Origin of the sequence: Mycobacterium lepromatosis, assembly GCF_000975265.2 — a bacterium.
Classification (GTDB): domain Bacteria; phylum Actinomycetota; class Actinomycetes; order Mycobacteriales; family Mycobacteriaceae; genus Mycobacterium; species Mycobacterium lepromatosis.
In genome coordinates this window covers 567,756-585,404 of the sequence record NZ_CP083405.1, presented here as the reverse complement: position 1 = coordinate 585,404, position 17,649 = coordinate 567,756, and the positions used below count along the sequence as shown (strand labels likewise).

The following is a 17,649-nucleotide window of genomic DNA, read 5'->3' as shown; positions in this document are numbered from 1 at the left end:
TGACTCTCTGTACGAAACAACAAACACCTGAAACAAAATTCTGAGAACGCCCTATGAGTGAGCACAACCCAGCAGGGGCACCGGGGACGTCGACTGAGGTAAGAGTCGCTATTGTCGGCGTGGGCAACTGCGCGTCCTCGCTAGTTCAAGGGGTCGAGTACTACCAGAACGCTGACGACGCATCGACGGTGCCCGGTCTCATGCATGTGCGGTTCGGGCCCTACCATGTGCGCGACGTCAAGTTCGTGGCCGCATTCGACGTAGACGCCAAGAAGGTCGGCGTGGACTTGTCGGAAGCGATCTTCACCTCAGAGAACAACACCATCAAGATCGCCGACGTGGCACCCACCAATGTGGTGGTGCAGCGCGGACCGACACTGGACGGCATCGGCAAGTACTACACCGACACCATTGAGCTGTCGGACGCTCCGCCTGCAGACGTGGTCCAGGCACTAACAGAAGCCAAAGCCGACGTGTTGATATCCTACCTGCCGGTGGGCTCTGAGGAAGCCGACAAGTTCTATGCCCAGTGTGCCATCAACGCCCGCGTGGCGTTCGTAAATGCGCTGCCGGTGTTCATCGCCTCCGATCCAGTGTGGGCCAAAAAGTTCGCCGACGCCAGGGTACCGATCGTGGGTGATGACATTAAGAGCCAGGTCGGTGCAACCATCACCCACCGGGTCATGGCCAAGCTGTTTGAGGACCGCGGTGTGCAGCTGGACCGCACCATGCAGCTCAACGTGGGCGGCAACATGGACTTCCTGAACATGCTCGAGCGCGAACGGGTGCAATCCAAGAAGATCTCCAAGACCCAGGCCGTGACGTCGAACGTGCATCGGGAATTCAATACCAAAGACATACACATCGGTCCGTCAGACCACGTCGGCTGGCTCGATGACCGCAAATGGGCCTACGTTCGACTGGAGGGCCGTGGTTTCGGCGATGTGCCGCTGAACCTAGAATACAAGCTCGAGGTATGGGACTCACCGAACTCAGCGGGCGTCATCATCGACGCGGTGCGGGCAGCAAAGATCGCCAAAGACCGCGGGATCGGCGGACCAGTGATCCCGGCTTCGGCCTACCTGATGAAAAGCCCGCCGCAACAGCTGCCCGACGAGATCGCGCGTGCCCGGCTCGAAGAGTTCATCATCGACGCCAAGTAAATGGCGCTCATCGAGTGGGTAGTTGGCGACTGGGAATCATCATCGACGTGGTATCTTTTCGCAAAGTTTTCGGCGAGTGCTATTCCCACTCGATGGTGCCGGGCGGTTTGTTGGTAATGTCCAACACCACACGGTTAACCTCAGCCACTTCGTTGGTGATGCGCGTCGAGATGCACTCCAACACCTCATAAGGCACCCAGGTCCAATCAGCTGTCATGGCATCCTCGCTAGATACTGGCCGCAGCACGATCGGGTGTCCGTAGCTGCGGTTATCCCCCTGCACACCGACCGAATGGACGTCGGCCAGCAGCACTACCGGGCACTGCCAGATCCGGTGGTCCAGACCCGCCGCGGTCAACTCCTCACGTGCGATCGAGTCAGCTCGCCGCAGCGTGTCCAACCGTTCAGCAGTCACCTCGCCGACAATTCGGATGCCCAGGCCAGGACCCGGAAAGGGTTGGCGTGCAACAATTTCCTTCGGCAGGTCCAACTGTCGACCGACCGCACGCACCTCGTCTTTGAATAGCAGCCGCAGCGGCTCGACGAGCTTGAATCTTAGGTCGTCGGGAAGACCACCGACATTGTGGTGGCTCTTTATGTTCGCAGTGGCGCCGCCCCCACCGGACTCCACCACATCCGGATACAGTGTGCCCTGAACCAGGAACTCGATCCCGGAATCAAAAGTGCTGTCACCCATCAAATCCCGTACCGCACCCTCGAATGCCCGAATGAATTGGCGCCCAATAATCTTGCGCTTGCCCTCGGGATTGGTCACACCCGACAGCGCCTGAAGGAAGGTCCCGGCCGCGTCGACGGTAACCAGCTTAACGCCGGTAGCGGTGACAAAATCACGCTGCACCTGTCCGCGCTCACCGTCACGCAGCAGACCATGATCGACAAAGACACAAGTCAAGCGGTCTCCGATGGCGCGTTGCACCAGTGCAGCGGCTACCGCGGAATCCACACCTCCGGACAGTCCGCAGATCGCATGGCCGTTGCCGATCTGGGCACGCACCTGCTCTACCAGCACACCAACGATGTTGGCAGCCGTCCAATCCGCGTCGAGCTCAGCGAAATCGTGCAGAAACCGACTGAGTACTTGTTGCCCATGCGGGGTGTGCATCACCTCCGGGTGATACTGCACCCCGGCCAGACGCCGATCCCGGTTTTCGAAGGCGGCCACTGGGGCACCCGCACTGCTGGCAGCAACGTCGAATCCATCCGGCGCGACGGTGACTGCGTCACCGTGACTCATCCAGACCGGCTGGACGTCGGGCAGGCCTGAATGCAGTTCACCGCCAAGGACTGTCAGCTCTGTCCGGCCGTATTCGCTGGTCTCGGTTTGGGCGACAGTCCCGCCGAGCGCTTGCGCCATAGCCTGAAAACCATAACAAATCCCGAACACCGGCAAACCGAGGTCAAACAGCGCTGGATCGAGCCGGGGAGCACCTTCAGTGTAGACACTGGCCGGTCCACCAGAAAGCACAATCGCCAACGGATCACGGGCGGTGATCTCCTCGATCGAGGTGGTGTGCGGAATTACCTCGGAAAAAACCCGTGCTTCTCGAACCCGGCGGGCGATAAGCTGCGCATACTGCGCACCGAAGTCGACCACTAACACAGAACGGGGCGAAGGTTCGGCCTGATCGAGGTCAGCAGAATCAACCACAGGCAGTCAGTCTAGAGGCTGGCAACAGCTCCCGAGGCAAGCAACAAAACACGGAGTTGCCTCGCGCTCAACTCACGCCGAAGTCCGCCTGTTGCTTTCCCAGCATCGGCCTACCTAACGCGAAAAGCGGCACGCAACGCGTCGATGGCATCCCGATCGCCGGTGACATGGGTGCTCCGCATGGCGGCCTTGCGCTTGGCTTCGGCCCCCGAGGAGGACGGTGACAAGGGCATAAGAACGAGCTCGGTCAACACGAAGTCCCAGACCTAACGTATAAGATTGCCAGCAGTACGGCGCGATTCTGAGACAGTGACGTAACGGTGTGCAATCGTCAAGAAGTCTTCGGGTTCAACACCAGCGACAGCGCGAACATACGTGTTCCTGCTGTCCACTTTACAGATTCCTAGCGCACTGTCTGGACAAATTCGATGGGCTGCAGCAGCCACGGCCCGTGCACCCCCAACTTTCGGGTCGGTCTGCCACGTAACGCAGTTAGCACACCGCCCGGTGTACATATGAATGACAAGATCTGTGCCCAGTCCTTTGCCAACCTACCGCGACGCAACAAGCGAGCATGCTCTGATCAATGTTGGCAAAGACCTCGAACACCTTGCGTCCGCTGCTCGTGGGTTGTGCAAGGACCGCCACACAATGGGTCGCATTGCTACCAGACAACTAATTGGACCTTATCGAGATCACAAGTGAAAACAAGGCATTTGACGCGGGCAGCGGTATCGGCAGCACCACCCGCTTTGCCGCAGACCAAAGACGTTGTCGAGTTACCGCCGTCGATCTGACCGGAGAGTACTGCGACACGGCACGTTGGCTCAATCAATTTGTCAGCTTGGTCAAGCGGATCTTCATTCAGCAAGTTGACTTAACCAAACTGCCATTCGTCGACGCCACCTTTCAGGTCGTTTTCAGCCAACACGTTCATCCTGAATGTGGCCAACAAAGCCCAGCTGTATTCCGAATCACACCGGGTATTGATCTACGAGAGTCAACTTGCCATGTGGAGCAACACCATTTAAAAAGCGGCTAACTCCACTATCCGCGGCCATGGGGCCAACGAGCCCAGCCACAGCCATCTCGTTACCTCCAACCAGTTACGAGTCGTCATCGAGTCCTGCAGCTTCGCGATCAAGCACTGGATCGACCGCACGGAGCAGGCTACCTACACTAAATACAAGCCCTACTGCACCTGCCACCTAACCCGCTAGGAATGGAATACACACGTTCGTCACCAACTTAGAGCACAACGCCGAGAAACTTCATTCGTGCCCTCGGCGACCGGCGGCTACAAGTCATCCAGGATGTGTCACGAGCTGTCACCAGAACAGCAAAGCGAGAGCGCGTAATAGAGAATATAGAAACACGAACACGGGCTTCACTACCGTGACGCTGAATAATTGTAACTACACGCCAAAAAGATCCGCACCACTTGCAGTTTCGACGCCTGAGAATGGTTATCGTCTCAACAGAAGTAACTGTTGAACTAACAAAACACCAGATAGAATCCTACACCACTATCCCAACACAGCCGCGGCTCGGCGGTTGGACCCGTTGACGCAGGGCCGGCTCAGCAATGCGATCAGCACCGACGCATAGGTACGCTGCATCCTGGTGAACCCGGACTGTGCAGCGAGCACAGCAGTGGGCATGGCGAACTGGGATCACCAACCCAACTAGTTAAAGTGAGGTCCACCGTGCTGGGTCTGCCGGAGAAAGTGCGTGCCTGCCTATTCGATCTCGACGGTGTTCTCACCGATACCGTGAGCTTGCACACCAAGGCGTGGCAGAACATGTTTGACATCTATCTATCCCAACGGGCCAAACACACCGGAGAAAATTTTGTGCCCTTCGACCCTGTCACGGATTACCGACAATACGTGGACGGCAAAAAGCGCGAAGACGGGGTCCGGTCATTTCTGAGCAGTCGGGGAATCACACTGCCTGAAGGCAATGCCGACAACTCCGGCGACGTCGAGACGATATGTGGCCTGTGCAACCGCAAAAACGACATGTTCCGGCAGGTACTCAAGGAGCATGGCATTGAGGTCTTCGACGGGTCGCGACGCTATCTGGAGGCAGTCACGTATGCGGGTCTCGGCGTCGCCGTCGTGTCGTCGAGCGCCAATACTCGCGACGTACTCGAGATCACCGGTCTAGACCGGTTTGTCCAGCAACAGGTGGACGGCATCACCCTGCGCGAAGAGCACATCGCCGGCAAGCCGGCCCCCGACTCGTACCTGCGCGGGGCGCAGTTGCTCGACGTCACTCCCGACGCGGCAGCCGTGTTCGAGGACGCCTTGTCCGGCGTGCAGGCCGGCCGGTCCGGTAACTTCGGCTTTGTGGTGGGTATCAACCGCACGGGTCGGGTAGGTCAGACCGAAGAACTGCGCCGTAATGGCGCCGATGTAGTAGTGACCGATCTTGCCGAACTGCTGTAGGGCATGATCCCCGATGATCACCGAAGAAGCCTTCCCCGTAGAACCTTGGCAGATTCGCGAGACCCGGCTCGACCTGAACTTGCTAGCTCAATCGGAGTCCCTATTCGCCTTGTCCAACGGACACATCGGGCTGCGTGGCAACCTCGACGAGGGCGAGCCGTACGGCTTGCCGGGCACCTATTTGAACTCCTTCTACGAAATTCGACCGCTGCCATATGCCGAGGCCGGATACGGGTATCCGGAAGCCGGTCAGACCGTCGTAGACGTCACCAATGGCAAGATCTTGCGTCTGTTCGTCGAGGACGAGCCGTTCGACGTCCGCTACGGCGAAGTAATCTTCCACGAGCGGGTCCTCGACCTGTGCGCCGGAACGCTGACCCGCCGCGCAAACTGGCGCTCGCCCGCGGACAAGCAAATTAAGGTGATGTCCACCCGTTTGGTGTCGCTGGCGCACCGCAGTGTCGCAGCGATCGAGTACGTCGTCGAAGCGCTGGACAAATTCGTGCGCGTGACCGTACAGTCCGAGCTCGTCTCCAACGAGGACCAACCCGAAACCTCGGGCGACCCGCGAGTGTCGGCTATTTTGGAGAACCCGCTAGAGGCCGTCGAACACGAAGCCACTGAGCGCGGCGGACTTCTCATGCACCGGACCCGGGCCAGCTCCTTAATGATGGCCGCCGGGATGGATCACGAGGTTGAGGTTCCCGGACGAGTCGAGATCACCACCGACGCGCGTCCAGACTTGGCTCGGACCACCGTGATCTGCGGCCTGCGACCAGGACAGAAGCTGCGCATCGTCAAATACCTGGCGTACGGCTGGTCAAGCCTACGCTCTCGCCCGGCACTGCGTGACCAGGCCACCGCCGCACTGCACACCGCCCGCTACCGTGGATGGCAAGGTTTGCTGGACGCGCAGCGTGCTTACCTCGACGAATTCTGGGACAGCGCCGACGTCGAGGTCGAGGGCGACCCGGAATCTCAGCAAGCGGTGCGGTTCGGGTTATTTCACCTGCTGCAAGCCAGCGCGCGCGCCGAACGGCGCGCTATCCCCAGCAAGGGACTCACCGGGACCGGCTACGACGGCCACGCTTTTTGGGATACCGAGGGTTTCGTGTTGCCAGTGCTGACCTACACCGCGCCGCATGCGGTCGCCGATGCGCTGCGGTGGCGTGCGTCGACATTGCAGCTCGCCAAGGAACGGGCAGCAGAACTCGGTCTCGACGGTGCCAGCTTTTGCTGGCGAACCATTCGTGGGCAGGAATGCTCCGCGTACTGGCCGGCGGGCACGGCGGCTTGGCACATCAACGCCGACATAGCGATGGCCTTCGAACGATACCGCATTGTTACCGGTGACCACTCGTTGGAGGAAGAGTGCGGCCTTGCGGTTCTGATCGAGACGGCCCGGCTGTGGCTCTCACTCGGACACCACGACCGGCACGGCGTCTGGCACCTCGATGGAGTCACCGGTCCCGACGAGTATACGGCGGTGGTCCGTGACAACGTGTTCACGAATCTAATGGCCGCGAGCAATCTGATCACCGCCGCTGATGCCTGCCTACGCCATCCCGAAGCGGCAAAAGCGATGGGTGTCACAACCGAAGAGATGGCCGCCTGGCGCGATGCGGCCGACGCCGCCAACATTCCGTACGACGACGAGCTCGGTGTCCATCAGCAGTGTGAAGGGTTCACCACCCTTGCGGAGTGGGATTTCGAAGCCAACACCACCTACCCATTACTCTTGCACGAGGCTTACGTGCGGCTCTACCCCGCACAAGTAATCAAGCAAGCCGACCTGGTGCTAGCGATGCAGTGGCAAAGTCATGCGTTCACCCCCGAACAGAAAGCGCGCAACGTCGACTACTACGAACGACGCATGGTGCGTGACTCGTCGCTGTCAGCCTGCACGCAGGCGGTGATGTGCGCCGAGGTCGGGCATCTAGAGTTAGCCCACGACTACGCCTACGAGGCCGCGCTGATCGACTTGCGTGACCTGCACCGCAATACCCGTGACGGGTTGCACATGGCCTCACTTGCCGGTGCGTGGACAGCTCTGGTCGGGGGCTTCGGCGGCCTGCGCGACGACGAAGGCATCCTGTCCATCGATCCCCAACTGCCCTATGGCATCTCGCGTCTACGATTCCGACTACGGTGGCGCGGGTTCCGGCTAACCGTGGACGCCAGGCATGCCGACGTCACCTACACCCTGCGCGACGGCCCCGGCGGCGAGCTAACCATACGGCATGCCGGTGAACACCTCACACTGAAATCGGATTCACCGTCGACCATCGCGGTGCGGGCCCGAAAGTCACTCCTGCCGCCTCCGGGACAGCCGCTGGGCCGCGAACCAGTACGCCGGCGAACCATAAATCGCTAATAATCAATGCTGCTCGATAAGCTAGGCCACCTGGTCATGGACGACCCACTGAAACTGCGCATCGGTCAGGTTCGTCGATACCGATCGCCCAACGCAGCATAGGCGCGAATAATTTGCTAACCAAATTGCGATACAAGGGAATTAGCTATTGTCAACCGTGTTCTGAGTTCGCTGCTATTACATGGCCGCATAATTATAGAACAGCTCTGCAACTTTGGGAAATCACTTCTGCATCTACCCCACCGGATAACTGTCGAGTAGTGTCCAGGTCAAGACCCCATATGCTGATCGAGCACACGCTCGACAACGTCCCCCTACGCCGCGGAGTGCAGCAGACCGGTCAGGGTCATACCCAAGTGATCGAGCACAGCACCGAACAATTGTTCTTTGGTTCCGAAGGGTCTAAACACTAGTCCATGGTTGACCTTCGATCAGGCGGCGATGTCGCGGATCGATGTCGCGTCCGGACCGCACTCGGCAAACAAGTCGGTGGCATGCCGCCGTAACCTCTTCTCGTCCGGTAAAAGCCTTGCGTGAGCGGGTTGCCGAAGCTTGTAGTCATATGACTGCACTAGCCGATGTAATCGAACTGACTACGTCGGCTAGTCCCGAAAGGATGGAATAGAGTACACACGCGATAAACGTCACCAAGCTGGGCAGTCGGATCGGAGCTCGAATCGTTCGAATCGATGACCAACACGCAGTGGAAATGATAGCAGGCATTCGAGAACCCGGATTTCCGGAACGAACATCCGGTGGCGCGGATGCACCCGAAGATCGTTGAGCCCATTACTGTTGGGAAATTTTGTGCACCGCTTCGTCGGTCTGGACACCGACGAACCGAGTGTGCTGCTGGAGTTGTTCCAACGATGAATCACCAGGACCGAGAACACCATCAGCTGGAATCGGGAGCCGGGCGACGTCACCGTTTAGGAGAACCAATCACACAGCACCGAGCAATCGACGACTACAACAAGCAGCCACGCCTCATGCATAGAGTTTACCTTGATGGGCGATGCTCCGGTCAACGTGCACGGCGAACACAGTCGGGTAGTTAGCGGTGCGCCGCTGAGTCTCAGCTAACGCAGTGGCGTCATCCAGCGCTACCCACCTGGATCGATGGGTAGCCACCGCAGCGCTCCCGGCGCCTCAACAGGCACTACCGGGTGCTCCGGGGCTATCGGGGCCAGCCGACGATACGACTCACCCTGCCGAGGTCGCTGATCGTGTTGACCCTTATTGGGCCACAGGGAGGCTGCACGCTCGGCTTGCGCAGCGATAGACAACGACGGGTTGACGCCCAGGTTCGCCGAAATCGCGGCGCCATCCACCACATACAGTGTCGGGTAACCGTAGACTCGGTGGTAGGGGTCGATGACCCCGTGCTCAGCGTTGTCGCCAATCACCGCACCGCCAAGAAAGTGCGCGGTTAGTGGAATGTTGAAGAGCTCACCCCAAGTACCGCCGGCCACGCCGTCGATCTTGGCCGCTATACGTCGGGTAATCTCGTTGCCGATCGGGATCCACGACGGGTTCGGTTTTCCATTTCCCTGTTTGCTGGAGTACCAGCGGATCCCCAGTTTCCCGCGCTTAGTGAACGTGGTGATCGAGTTGTCCAAGTGCTGCATCACCAACGCGATCACCGTGCGTTCGCTCCACCGACGGGGATTAATCAGCCACAGCATGCGGCGCGGATCTTCGCTGGCCTGATGCAATAACTGCCTCCAGCGCGGCACATCGGTGCCTTCGGGACCGGGCCCGTCAGTCATCAAGGTCTGCAACAATCCCATCGCGTTGGACCCCTTGCCGTAGCGTATGGGTTCGATGTGTGTGTCCGACGTCGGGTGAACCGACGACGTGATCGCCACGCCGTGCGTCAGGTCTCGGTCGGGCATGACGTTCAAAGTCGCGGCACCGACAATCGACTCCGAGTTTGTCCGAGTCAACACACCCAAGCACTGCGACAGACGAGGCAACTTACCTTGGTCACGCATCCTGAACAGTAAATGTTGCGTCCCCCATGTGCCAGCGGCCAGCAGCAGGTGCGCAGCGGTAAACGTGCGTCTGCCCCTGCGCAGCCAACTGCCGGTGCGGACCGTGTGGACTTGCCACAACCCATCGGACCGCAGCTCGAATCCTTTCACCGTCGTCATCGGAATCACTTGTGCACCTGCTGATTCCGCTAGGACGAGATAATTTTTCACCAGTGTGTTCTTGGCGCCGTAGCGACAACCCGTCATACAGCAACCGCATTCCAAGCAGCCGGTGCGCACTGGCCCCACGCCACCGAAATACGGGTCGGCCACGGTCCGACCCGGCGCTTGAGTGCCATCAGGGCCGAAAAACACCCCCACCGGGGTCGGCACGAAGGTGTCGCCAAACCCCATCTCGTCAACGACCTCTTTGACGATCCGGTCGGCATCGGTGAAAGTCGGGTTATACACCACACCCAACATCCGCTGCGCCTGGTCGTAATGCGGCGCTAGCTCGCTGTGCCAGTCAGTGATGTGCGCCCACTGCTGGTTGGCAAAGAACGGCTCCGGCGGCACATACAACGTATTCGCGTAGTTCAGCGAACCGCCTCCCACTCCGGCGCCGGCCAATACCATCACGTTGCGCAGCAGGTGGATGCGTTGGATGCCGTAGCAGCCCAGCTTCGGCGCCCAGAGAAATTTACGCAGATCCCAGGACGTCTTGGCGAAATCCTCATCGGCGAAGCGACGGCCCGCCTCCAACACGCCGACACGGTAACCCTTTTCCGTGAGCCGCAGCGCACTGACGCTGCCGCCAAACCCTGAACCAATGATTAGGACGTCATAATCCGGCTTCATCGCCCCAGTATGGCCCGCCTTTGGCACCAGCGTTAGCCCCCCCGGCCATACGTTCGGGGCCGAACCTCAGATGCTGACGGTCAGACCAACCTTCTGGAATTCCTTAAGGTCGCAATAGCCGGCCTTGGCCATGGATCGGCGCAGACCACCGACCAGATTCAGGGTGCCGAATGGGTCGTCGGAAGGCCCATTCAGCACCTGCTGCAACGGCGGTCGCTCACCGACTGCGGTCTGTAGCAACGCCCCACGTGGCAGCGACGGGTGCGCCGCCGCGGCCGGCCAGAACCACCCGCAGCCGAGCGCCTCGGCACTTTGGGCCAACGGTGTACCCAGCACCACCGCGTCGGCACCACAGGCAATAGCTTTGGCCAACTCGCCAGATGTGTGGATATCGCCGTCGGCCAGCACGTGCACGTAGCGACCGCCGGTCTCATCGAGGTATTCGCGTCGCGCGGCAGCTGCGTCGGCGATCGCAGTAGCCATCGGCACGCTGATGCCTAACACTTCATCGGAGGTGGTGGCCCCGCTAGTGGAGCCGTAGCCGACGATCACGCCAGCAGCGCCAGTGCGCATCAGATGCAGCGCCGTGCGGTGGTCGAGCACACCGCCGGCGACCACCGGAACGTCGAGCTCAGAGATGAACGTTTTCAGGTTGAGTGGTTCACCATCGCTGGCCACACGCTCGGCCGAGACGATGGAACCCTGGACGACCAGCAGGTCAATTCCGGCCGCGAGTAACACGGGCGTCAACATTTGGGCATTTTGCGGGCTGACCCGCACCGCGGTGGTCACTCCCGCCTCCCGGATCCGAGCTACCGCCGAACCCAAAAGGTCCGGATTCAGCGGCGCAGCATGCAGTTCCTGCAGCAGCCAGACCGTAGTCGCCGGTTCGGGCTCTTTCTCGGCGGCCTCAATCAACTGCGCGACTTTGGCACCGACATCAGCATGGCGGCCGATCAGCCCCTCACCGTTGAGTACACCCAGCCCACCGAGCCGGCCCAGCTCGATGGCGAACTCCGGCGACACCAACGCATCGGTCGGGTGTGCCACCACGGGGATCTCAAACCGGTAGGCGTCAAGTTGCCAAGCCGTCGACACGTCTTTCGACGAGCGAGTACGACGCGACGGCACGATGCTGATCTCACGAAGCTCATATGTTCGACGGGCCACCCGGCCCATCCCTATCTCGACCATATCGGGCGTCAACGCACGTAGTAGTTGGGGGCTTCGACAATCATCGCAACGTCGTGCGGGTGACTCTCTTTGAGTCCGGCGGGTGTTATCCGGACGAACTGTGCCTGCTGCAACACCTCGATGGTGGGCGAGCCGGTGTAACCCATTGCGGCGCGCAGACCACCCATCAGCTGGTGGATCACTGATGACAGCGGACCACGGAACGGCACCCTGCCCTCGATCCCCTCAGGGACCAACTTGTCCTCGGACAAGACGTCGTCAGCGAAATAACGGTCCTTGGAATACGAATTACCCCTACCTTGCATGGCACCCAACGACCCCATGCCACGATAGCTCTTGAACTGCTTGCCATTGACGAAGATCAGCTCACCTGGTGCCTCGGCAGTGCCAGCCAACAAGGAGCCCAGCATGGCCGTCGACGCGCCGGCGGCCAGCGCCTTGGCGATATCGCCGGAGTACTGTAACCCGCCGTCGGCGATGACAGGCACGCCCGCCGGTCCACACGCCGCAACGGCCTCCAGGATCGCAGTAATCTGCGGCGCGCCGACACCGGCCACCACACGGGTTGTGCAAATCGACCCGGGCCCTACGCCGACCTTCACCGCGTCGGCGCCGACCTCCACCAGGGCTGCCGCCGCCGACCTTGTGGCGACATTGCCGCCAATCACCTGGACCCGGTCGCCAACTTCGACCTTGAGTTTGCCGACCATGTCGAGCACCAACCGATTGTGCGCGTGCGCAGTGTCGACAATCAGTACGTCGACACCAGCGTCAACCAGCATCATCGCGCGGACCCAAGCATCTCCGCCGACACCGACGGCCGCGCCCACAAGCAACCGGCCATCGTTGTCCTTGGTCGCCAGCGGGTGCTGCTCAGTTTTAACGAAGTCTTTGACAGTGATTAGCCCGGTCAGACGACCATGGCCGTCGACAACAGGCAGCTTTTCGATCTTATTTCGCCGCAACAGACCCAATGCCGCGTCGGCGCTGACCCCCTCGGCAGCTGTGATCAGCGGTGCCTTGGTCATCACTTCGGCGACCCGTTTGGACTGGTCGACTTCGAACCGCATGTCGCGGTTGGTGATGATGCCAGCCAGTGCACCGGAATCGTCGACCACCGGTAGCCCGGAGATCCGAAACCGGGCACACAACCCATCAACATGGGCCAAGGTGTTGTCCGGCCGGCAGGTGACCGGGTCAGTAACCATGCCAGCCTCGGACCGCTTTACCGTCTCGACTTGTCCAGCCTGTTCGCCAACAGGCAGGTTGCGGTGCAGCACGCCAATGCCACCCGCCCGAGCCATGGCGATGGCCATCCGCGCCTCGGTGACGGTATCCATCGCTGAGCTGACTAACGGCACCTTGAGCCTGATCTTCTTGGTCAGCTGACTAGAGATGTCTGCCGTAGCAGGTATCACGTCGGAAGCCGCAGGCAACAACAGGACATCGTCGAAAGTCAACCCCAGCATGGTCACCTTGTGTGGGTTGTCACCCCCGGTCGCGGCTGGGTCGTCCATCAGGCCACCGACACGCACGTACGAACTGGCAACGAGATCGGAACTTTCTTTTAGGTTGGACATGCCACGGGTCATCGGGTGCGGCCCTCCATATGCATGCGGAGTAAGAAAACCCATCTTATCGGCTTACCAATCCTCTGGGCTCGCTTGGCCGGGTGTTGCGCCGGTAATGAAACAACATCGGTCTTGGCTGCTGGCGTTATTGCTGCCCGCCTGCGTAGGCTAGAAGCGTGCGTGACCACCTCCCACCGGGTCTGCCACCCGATCCGTTTGCTGACGACCCCTGCGACCCGTCGGCGGCGCTCGATGCCGTAGAGCCGGGTCAACCGCTAGACCAGCAGGAGCGGATTGCGGTCGAAGCCGACTTGGCTGACCTGGCCGTTTACGAGGCACTGTTGGCGCATAAGGGAATTCGTGGACTTGTGGTGTGCTGTGACGAGTGTCAACAAGACCACTATCACGACTGGGACATGCTGCGTGCCAACCTGCTGCAACTACTGATCGACGGCACCGTCCGCCCGCACGAGCCGGCCTACGACCCCGAACCGGATTCCTACGTCACGTGGGATTACTGCCGGGGATACGCAGATGCCTCACTGAACCAAGCGACATCAGACGCGGATGGCTATCACCGCCGTCACTGATGACACAGCATTTGCGCTCAATCAATCGGCATCAATCGGCCCGGAAAACTGAACAGGTAGCACTGGCTACTAGTTGGCCGGCCACACGGTTAATGCTGAAGCAGAGCATCTAGCAACCACATCGGGCAATCGCCCTCAACGCGTGGAGATTGTGTGTCGTGCACTCCGCCCAAACGGCCCCCAGGAATACAGCAACGACACACAGATGCTCCTAGTTGGCTAACGTCGACTGTTATTGACATCTGTATGAACCGTTGTTTAGCCCCTGCTATTCGGGTGATCAGCGGTATATAAATCATAATCCAGCTGGATACAAAGTACGGCTGGGACGCAGCACCCACAAGTCAACTGGCTTGCCGTTTGCTGATGTGCGAACCGTGACCGGGTCGATACTAATGCACTCGTCGACGCTCGATCTCTTTTGGTAGATAGCTTCTGGCGGGACCCGAGAGAGAGAAGTCACGGATTTATGCCACCGAGAATGATTAATAAATTAATAAGTAGGGAAGTTGGTACCCGTGTTAGACGATGAGAGCACATCTGGATCTCCCATCAGTTCGTCGAAATGCCATAGTATAGTATGATATACACCGCTCAACTACATGTGAGGGATCACTATGGAGCATCGGCTCTGATCCTCACTCAGATTAGCATTTGGTGAAGTCCGTGCCGCGCAGATCGGCTACATCAAACCTAACGTTCCTCAAGTCCACGCCGGTGAAATTACCCACGACAAGTTCTTGCGGTTGGCTATCCAGCCAAGGCACCTGGCAGGGTGCCCCGCGTCCCCGGGTGCATAATATGTGCCACCCACTCAAATCTTCCGATGCGGCGACCACGCCACTAGAACCGGCCATTAGAGCAACAACGACACCTGTCCTCAACCCTGCAGAACCCCGCCGACTACCAAGCCCACCACTCATGTGACTCCTGCACATTAAATTTCTTTTGTCCCTTTTTAAATTTCTTTTGTCCCTTTTTCAAAACTATTTCAAACGCATTTGATCTCACATCGCACAGTCCACAGCGACAGCAGCGCTAGGATCACTCATAGGCAGTCGACATCGGGCACCTCCCCGAACTAAATCCAGCAGAACCCGGTCGACAGCACGCTCGCACGAGCATGTCTTCGAGATGAGGGTGCCTAATCCCCGCGGCCAGCTCCAAATGAACCGAACCCGGACGGTGTGCTGGTCAGATCCGCGAACCACCCCCGATGCATGAATCACCTAGCAAATGCACAGTAAAATACAATATTTGCATTCAGAATGGAGGTATAAAGTTATCAGGCAAACAAACGATGTTTGTTGGGCCATCGAGCACCAAAGTCACAGCCATGCAACTGGCCACGCAGCAGGCGAATAATCTTAGGAGGCGATGGTAGTCGCTGCTGGCCGCAGCCGCAGCACTTGCCTCGGTAACGTCACGGCAACGCTTTAGCTTAGAGCGTGACGCCGGGCGGCTCTGAAAAAGAACCTTGCCGACAGCCGGTGATGGTGGTGCCGGCCCGCCGGTGGAAAGCGACAACCAGATCGAGGACTAGCCAGGCGGCGCAGGAACGGTATGCCCACCTCCGCTGGAGGCGTAGTGGTCAAGGTGGTTGAGGCGGCCTGCACAGTCGGCCTCGTTTCCGGCACCGGAAACGTTGCATTCGGGTCGTGGTTCTCCACCTTCATGTTCAACAGACTCACTTCATTCATCAGGTCATCGCTGCGGTTATCGTCGCCTATCAATTACACGCTGCTGCTGACCTCAGCCAGCTGATTCTCAGCCTGATCCCATTGGCCTTCAGCGATCATTTGTTGTGAACCTTGGCTAATTCGGACTTGGCGGACAACACAATCTGACTGATTAGTATTGACCTGCGCTGCGTTGAAGAACATCGTATACAAGCCGTGCAACGTCTATCCGGGACGAGCATCAACCACCACTGTGCCCAGCCCACTCAGCATTAGAAGCGTCGCTGCCACTGATCCGACCGCTGCCCGGTCGCAAGGAGTGCGCCGGCACGCAATTCCAGTGTACAGCGCCTCGACGGGCCTCCTCTTGGGACACCAATGCGCTGGCCGTTGGGCCACCTCAAGTCATCGCGCCAGTACGCTAGCAAGATGGCCAGCATGTCAATCACGGGGATCGTCGAAGTCGACCGCATGACGTTCGGCGAGCGCATCGAAGATGCAAAACGATACAGGCCACCTCGTCCAAAGCTGGCTACTCCGGAATCGCATAACCAAATTCAGGCACAATCACTCGCCGCGACGATCTCAGACTTCAACCGCGACAAAGCGCGATTCCGGGCTACCCGGACCGCTCCGATGTTGCTGCCGACGGCGACAATCTCCTCAGCAGACAGGCCGACGACCACACGCAAGATGAGGATCTCGCGCTGCTTGGCAGGCAAGATCGCGGCCGGCAGCCCGATGGGCGTAAGCGACCTTGTGGTCGACAATGCCATACAGAAAGACCAGGAACGAGCGTACCCGATCCCGGTAGCGGAGCAGCGCAGTTACGGCCACCAGGCAAACCTCCTGCGCCAAATCGTTAGCTGACAGACCACCCTGCTCAACCGTGCCGATTCGAGCGCGGCAATATGGCACGACGATCGGGCGAATGGTCTCCAGCACCTCCCGAAGTGCATTCCGATCACCAGCCACGGCCTCAGCTACCATAGCGTCGAGACAGTCCCCTTTAACTGTCATTGACGGCGGTCTCTCCAACCCTACGGTCAGGACACATCCCAGGCTAAGACACAGCTAAACCAAAACGGACAGATACCATTTTACGTGTTACGCCAGGTTCCACCGGCGTGCCGCACTTGGTCTGCGCAGAAACCGCGAAGCTCGGACAGCTCCGGTCCGCTAAACGTGACACTTCCGATATCGAGCAGCAAACAAGCCAGTGCCCAACTAAGTGGTATCAACCCTAATCGGCCAGTGGCTGCCAGCGCCGCCTCGGCGACGGCACGGGCGCGCTCGGTGGCGACGCTGCATAGGGCGGCGGCCAGCACGACATCGCTTTTGACCTGGTGCCGCACCGACACGACTCTCCCACCCTGGGCCAGTTCAACCGCTTCCTTGGCGTGGCGCACAGCGGTCGCTCCGTCACCGACGGCCATCGCTAATTCGGCGGCTACCCAGCATCGGCGCACCATCAACCGATCTGCCACCTGAGCCGGCAATTGGGCCGGAGCTAGCGCCGAGTCCACCCGCGCCAACAATGTCGCCGCGGCGGCCAAACGGCCGACGCCGAGCGCGTCGGCCGCCAGCCCGATCAATGCATCGGCACGAGCCTCGGAATCGGCTCCGGCCAGCACTAAGGCACGACCATCCCAGCCCCGCGCCAACGAGTGCCAACCGAGCTGGCGCAGGAACGATCCGTGTGTACTGTGCGCCAGCGAAGCCAATCGCCCGGCCGAAGCGCTGCGTCGCAGCACCGCCAGGTCGCAGTAGGCGCTGCCGTAGTGACCCTGCCCACCGGCCGCGACGGCTCGCAACCACAGTTGGTGAGGTGTGGTCGCCATCGGCAACGGCCAACGGCCCGACTGATTTCCAAAGGCAGCGGCAACAAGCATTGGCTCAACGGCCGCAGTGTGATCAGTTTCAACCAAAGCGCTAACCGAGGTCATTAGTAGAATCTGTGTAGTGTCTACATTACCGAATATAACCCTAGGACCACCTGTAACCTAATTACCGACGCCTAGACAAAGGACTCTGAACTGGGAAACACTTGGCATCGATAGGCTCTTCCGTTAGCAGGCTTTACGTTCAGCGAAAGCGTCACAGATGAACGCAGCGTTAATTCTATCGC

13 protein-coding genes and 4 pseudogenes are annotated in these 17,649 nt (G+C 59.6%); 7 read left to right on the top strand and 10 right to left on the bottom strand.

The genetic code is table 11. From position 1 onward, the window contains the following. Positions 1–53: 53 nt before the first annotated feature. Complete coding sequence (locus MLPF_RS02660; RefSeq protein WP_050038888.1) at positions 54–1,163, top strand: inositol-3-phosphate synthase; 1,110 nt, start codon at positions 54–56, stop codon at positions 1,161–1,163. Positions 1,164–1,242: 79 nt separating this feature from the next. Here MLPF_RS02660 and guaA read toward each other — a convergent pair whose 3' ends face one another. Together guaA and MLPF_RS02650 are read right to left on the bottom strand one after the other, a co-directional pair. Then, a complete protein-coding gene (guaA, locus tag MLPF_RS02655; RefSeq protein WP_045842447.1) occupies positions 1,243–2,832 on the bottom strand; it encodes a glutamine-hydrolyzing GMP synthase in 1,590 nt (529 codons plus the stop codon). Positions 2,833–2,942: 110 nt separating this feature from the next. After that, positions 2,943–3,086: a hypothetical protein gene (locus MLPF_RS02650; RefSeq protein WP_193386712.1), complete on the bottom strand. Its 144-nt coding sequence runs from the start codon at positions 3,084–3,086 to the stop codon at positions 2,943–2,945. Between the two features lie 425 nt (positions 3,087–3,511). On the opposite strand from MLPF_RS02650, the gene MLPF_RS02645 reads away from it, so the two are divergent. Beyond that, positions 3,512–3,874, top strand: a complete 363-nt coding sequence (locus MLPF_RS02645; RefSeq protein ID WP_236684836.1) for a class I SAM-dependent methyltransferase — start codon at positions 3,512–3,514, stop codon at positions 3,872–3,874. Positions 3,875–4,358: 484 nt separating this feature from the next. On the opposite strand, the gene MLPF_RS15485 is transcribed toward MLPF_RS02645, so the two are convergent. After that, positions 4,359–4,493 (bottom strand): hypothetical protein, encoded by a 135-nt coding sequence (locus MLPF_RS15485; RefSeq protein WP_272946063.1) that lies wholly within the window; start codon positions 4,491–4,493, stop codon positions 4,359–4,361. On the opposite strand from MLPF_RS15485, the pseudogene MLPF_RS02640 reads away from it, so the two are divergent. Beyond that, positions 4,492–5,282, top strand: a pseudogene (locus MLPF_RS02640) (beta-phosphoglucomutase family hydrolase). The gene MLPF_RS15485 and the pseudogene MLPF_RS02640 sit on opposite strands and share 2 nt — an antisense overlap. A 13-nt stretch (positions 5,283–5,295) precedes the next feature. Next, the gene (locus MLPF_RS02635; protein WP_045842445.1) at positions 5,296–7,656 is read left to right on the top strand and encodes a glycoside hydrolase family 65 protein; all 2,361 of its coding nucleotides are present in this window, start codon (positions 5,296–5,298) and stop codon (positions 7,654–7,656) included. A 34-nt stretch (positions 7,657–7,690) separates the two neighbouring features. Here MLPF_RS02635 and MLPF_RS02630 read toward each other — a convergent pair. Then, positions 7,691–8,202: pseudogene (locus MLPF_RS02630) on the bottom strand (TetR/AcrR family transcriptional regulator); the annotation flags it as partial. 170 nt (positions 8,203–8,372) lie between these two features. On the opposite strand from MLPF_RS02630, the pseudogene MLPF_RS02625 reads away from it, so the two are divergent. Further along, positions 8,373–8,739: pseudogene (locus MLPF_RS02625) on the top strand (TauD/TfdA dioxygenase family protein); the annotation flags it as partial. Positions 8,740–8,759: 20 nt separating this feature from the next. Here the strand turns inward: MLPF_RS02625 and MLPF_RS02620 are convergent. The 3 genes from MLPF_RS02620 to guaB form a co-directional block, all read right to left on the bottom strand. Further along, positions 8,760–10,487: a GMC family oxidoreductase gene (locus MLPF_RS02620; RefSeq protein ID WP_045842443.1), complete on the bottom strand. Its 1,728-nt coding sequence runs from the start codon at positions 10,485–10,487 to the stop codon at positions 8,760–8,762. A 66-nt stretch (positions 10,488–10,553) separates the two neighbouring features. Next, positions 10,554–11,681: a GuaB3 family IMP dehydrogenase-related protein gene (locus tag MLPF_RS02615; RefSeq protein WP_045842442.1), complete on the bottom strand. Its 1,128-nt coding sequence runs from the start codon at positions 11,679–11,681 to the stop codon at positions 10,554–10,556. Between the two features lie 8 nt (positions 11,682–11,689). Beyond that, a complete protein-coding gene (gene guaB, locus MLPF_RS02610; RefSeq protein ID WP_045842464.1) occupies positions 11,690–13,273 on the bottom strand; it encodes an IMP dehydrogenase in 1,584 nt (527 codons plus the stop codon). Between the two features lie 155 nt (positions 13,274–13,428). On the opposite strand from guaB, the gene MLPF_RS02605 reads away from it, so the two are divergent. Further along, positions 13,429–13,842: a DUF5319 domain-containing protein gene (locus MLPF_RS02605; RefSeq protein WP_045842441.1), complete on the top strand. Its 414-nt coding sequence runs from the start codon at positions 13,429–13,431 to the stop codon at positions 13,840–13,842. Between the two features lie 647 nt (positions 13,843–14,489). On the opposite strand, the gene MLPF_RS16895 is transcribed toward MLPF_RS02605, so the two are convergent. Next, the gene (locus tag MLPF_RS16895; RefSeq protein ID WP_420329571.1) at positions 14,490–14,699 is read right to left on the bottom strand and encodes a pentapeptide repeat-containing protein; all 210 of its coding nucleotides are present in this window, start codon (positions 14,697–14,699) and stop codon (positions 14,490–14,492) included. A gap of 706 nt (positions 14,700–15,405) precedes the next feature. On the opposite strand from MLPF_RS16895, the gene MLPF_RS02600 reads away from it, so the two are divergent. Next, positions 15,406–15,606 carry a hypothetical protein gene (locus MLPF_RS02600; protein WP_045842440.1) on the top strand — a complete coding sequence of 67 codons (201 nt, stop codon included), beginning with the start codon at positions 15,406–15,408 and terminating at the stop codon, positions 15,604–15,606. A 472-nt stretch (positions 15,607–16,078) separates the two neighbouring features. Here the strand turns inward: MLPF_RS02600 and MLPF_RS02595 are convergent. Both MLPF_RS02595 and MLPF_RS02590 read right to left on the bottom strand, forming a co-directional pair. Continuing rightward, positions 16,079–16,541: pseudogene (locus MLPF_RS02595) on the bottom strand (sigma factor). Between the two features lie 80 nt (positions 16,542–16,621). Next, entirely contained in the window at positions 16,622–17,449 is an 828-nt protein-coding gene (locus tag MLPF_RS02590; RefSeq protein WP_420329570.1) for a hypothetical protein, read from the bottom strand. Between the last annotated feature and the right edge of the window lie 200 nt (positions 17,450–17,649).